Consider the following 3,194-nt stretch of genomic DNA (forward strand, 5'->3'; position numbering starts at 1 on the left):
CTACAGCGCCCGCCTGGAGGGAGACAGCCTGCTGATCAAACTTGAGCCCCAGACATGAGCCTGCCCCCTTCCATCCTGTCGCTGCAGGCCCGCTGGACGCAACTGGCGGCGCGGGAAAAAACCCTGCTGGGGCTGGCGGCCCTGCTGGTGCTGGTTTCGGTGCTGTGGCTGCTGATTCTGGCGCCCGCACTGGCCACGCTGCGCACGGCCGATGCCCAGGCCCGCGTGCTCGATGCCCAGCTTCAGCAGATGCGCGCCATGCAAACGCAGGCCCAGGCCTTGCAGCAACAGCCCGCACTGGGCTTTGACGAGGCGCTGCGCGCGCTCACGCGGGCCACCGAGCAAACCCTGGGCACCACCGCCAGGCTCAACATGGCCGGCGACCGTGCCAGCATCACCTTGCAAGGCGCGCCCGCTGATGCGCTGGCCCAGTGGCTGGTGCAGGCGCGGCTCAATGCCCGGTCCGTGCCGGCCGAAGCCCGGCTGGTGCGCGCGGTAGCACCCGGTGCGCCCGGTGGCGCGACCTGGAACGGCGTGCTGGTGATGCAGTTGCCAGCGCGCTGAATCCATGAAGTACACGCTGCCAAAACGCAGGTCCGCGACGCCCTCGCCCGCTGCCTTGACCGCTTGGGGCTGGGCCCTGGCGGGCGCGCTGAGCGGGCTGTTGCTGGCGACCCTGGTGTTTGCCCCGGCGCGCTGGCTGGCCGCTGCGGTGCACCAGGCCAGTGGCCAGCAAGTGAGCCTGCTGGCGCCCCGCGGCAGCCTGTGGCAGGGCTCGGCCCAGCTGGTGCTCTCGGGCGGCCTGGGCAGTCGCGACGCGATGGCGCTGCCCGGTCAGCTGGCCTGGCGCATCCGGCCGGCCTGGAGCGGCGCGGTGGCCCATATTTCGGCTGCGTGTTGTACCCCGCAGCCGCTGCAACTCAAAGCCGCGCTCGTCGGCTGGGGCGGCCTGCGGCTGACGCTGGCCGACGGCCAGTCGCAGTGGCCCGCCAGCCTGCTGGGCGGGCTGGGCACGCCCTGGAACACGGTGCAGCCGCAAGGCCAGCTCGTGGCCTCGACGCAGGGCTTTTATGCGGAATGGATCAAAGGGCGGCTGAACCTGGCGGGGCGTGTGCAGCTTGACGCCACCCAGATTTCTTCCCGCCTGTCCACCCTGCAGCCCATGGGCAGCTACCGCCTTACACTGCTGGGGGGGCCCACCGCCAGCCTTCAACTCGACACGCTGGAGGGCAGCCTGCAGCTGACGGGCCAGGGCCAGTGGGTGGGGCAGCGGCTGCGCTTTGACGGGGTGGCCAGCGCCGCGCCTGAGCGCGTGGAAGCACTTTCGAATCTTCTGAACATCATTGGACGACGCAACGGCGCGCGCGCCATCATCAAAGTGGGCTAACCGTGAAATTACGCTGCATCAAACCCCTCATGTCCAAACACCGTCCAGTTGCTATATTTTCAATAGCTGGATACGTCCTATTAGCAGGGGCTACAGGTCTTTTTTCTTTAAATATTCAGGCGCAGACAGCGACTGAGGCGCCCGCTCCGGCGCCCAAACGCGGCGAGCCGGTCACGCTGAACTTTGTCAACGCCGACATCGAGGCCGTGGCGCGCACCATGGCCGTCATCACCGGCCGCAACGTGGTGGTCGACCCGCGCGTCAAAGGCACGATCACGCTGACCACCGAGCGCCCGGTAGCCCCCGCCGTGGCCTACAACCAGTTTCTGGCCACGCTGCGCCTGCAGGGCTTTACCGCGGTCAGCGCAGCCGGCCTGGACAAGATCGTGCCCGAGGCCGACGCCAAACTGCAAAGCAGCGCCGTCTCCACCAATGTGCCGGTGAGCGGTGGCCAGATTGCCACCACCATCTTCAAGCTCAACTTCGAGAACGCCAACAACCTGCTGCCCATCCTGCGCCCGCTGATCAGCCCCAACAACACCATCAACGTCAACCCCGGCAACAACACGCTGGTGATCACCGACTACGCCGACAACCTGGCCCGCCTGGGCCGCATCATTGCCGCGCTGGACGTGGCCAACGCCACCGATGTGGAGCTGATCCCGTTTCGCCATGTGGCCGTCATCGACGTTGCGCCGCTGATCACCCGGCTGCTTGAAAGCAGCGCAACCGGGGCACCGGCGGCGGCCGAGGCCAGCTACAAGACCACCGTGATCGCCGAGCCCCGGAGCAACTCGCTGATCGTGCGCGCGGCCAATCCATCACGGCTGGCACTGGTCCGGTCGCTGGCAGAAAAACTTGATCAGCCCGCCATGAATGGCCCCAACGGGGCCGCCGGCAACATCTATGTGGTCTACCTGAAGAACGCCGACGCCACCAAGCTGGCCGTGGTGTTGCGGGCCGCGCTGACCGGCGGCGCAACGGCCAGCGCCAGCACGGCGGGTGCTGGCGTGGGCGCTGCGGCAACGCCGGTGAGCCTGTCCGGCGCGAGCACCGCCGCCACGTCGCCGGTCACGCCCAGTGGCGTGCCCTCCACCGGCGGCGGAATTCAGGCCGATCCGGCCACCAACTCGCTGATCATCACGGCCTCCGAGCCGCAATACCGGCAGCTGCGCGCCGTCATCGACAAACTCGATGCCCGGCGCGCCCAGGTCTACGTCGAAAGCCTGATCGCCGAAGTCAACATGGACAAGGCAGCCGAGTTCGGCATCCAGTGGCAAGGCCCGATAGGCGGCAAGGGGGACAGCCTGATCGGGCTGCTGGGCACCAACTTTGGCACCGGCGGAAAAAACATCATCACGCAGGCCATGCAGGCCGGCTCGGTGATGCCCGGCACGGGCTTTAACGCAGGCGTGGCAGCGCGCAGCAACGGCATCTACTTTCTCGGCTTTCTGGCCAACTTTCTGCAAACCTCGGGCGCCGGCAACATCCTGTCCACCCCCAACCTGCTGACGCTGGACAACGAAGAGGCCAAAATCGTCATCGGCCAGAACGTTCCCTTTGTGACCGGACAGTACACCAACGCCGGCGGCGGCACCAACAGCGGCAGCGTCAACCCGTTCCAGACCGTCGAGCGCAAGGATGTGGGCCTGACCCTGCGCGTCAAGCCCCAGATCAGCGAAAACGGCACGGTCAAGATGGCCATCTTCCAGGAGGTGTCCAGCGTGCAGCCGGGATCGGTCTATTCAGCCACCGGCCTGATCACCAACAAGCGCTCGATCGAGTCGAACGTGCTGGTCGAAGACGG

Annotated in this window: 3 protein-coding genes; all 3 read left to right on the forward strand. The window is 67.0% G+C overall.

From position 1 onward, the window contains the following. Positions 1–54 precede the first annotated feature (54 nt). Positions 55–564 carry a type II secretion system protein GspM gene (gspM, locus tag Q8K05_RS08455; protein WP_305246190.1) on the forward strand — a complete coding sequence of 170 codons (510 nt, stop codon included), beginning with the start codon at positions 55–57 and terminating at the stop codon, positions 562–564. 4 nt (positions 565–568) lie between these two features. Next, positions 569–1,387, forward strand: coding sequence for a type II secretion system protein N (gene gspN / locus Q8K05_RS08460; RefSeq protein ID WP_305246191.1), 819 nt, complete (start codon positions 569–571; stop codon positions 1,385–1,387). A 29-nt stretch (positions 1,388–1,416) separates the two neighbouring features. Continuing rightward, positions 1,417–3,194 (forward strand): type II secretion system secretin GspD (gene gspD / locus Q8K05_RS08465; protein WP_305246192.1); only part of this gene is annotated, 1,778 nt, incomplete at its 3' end.

Origin of the sequence: Polaromonas sp. (assembly GCF_030682935.1) — a bacterium.
Taxonomy (GTDB): Bacteria; Pseudomonadota; Gammaproteobacteria; order Burkholderiales; family Burkholderiaceae_C; genus Polaromonas.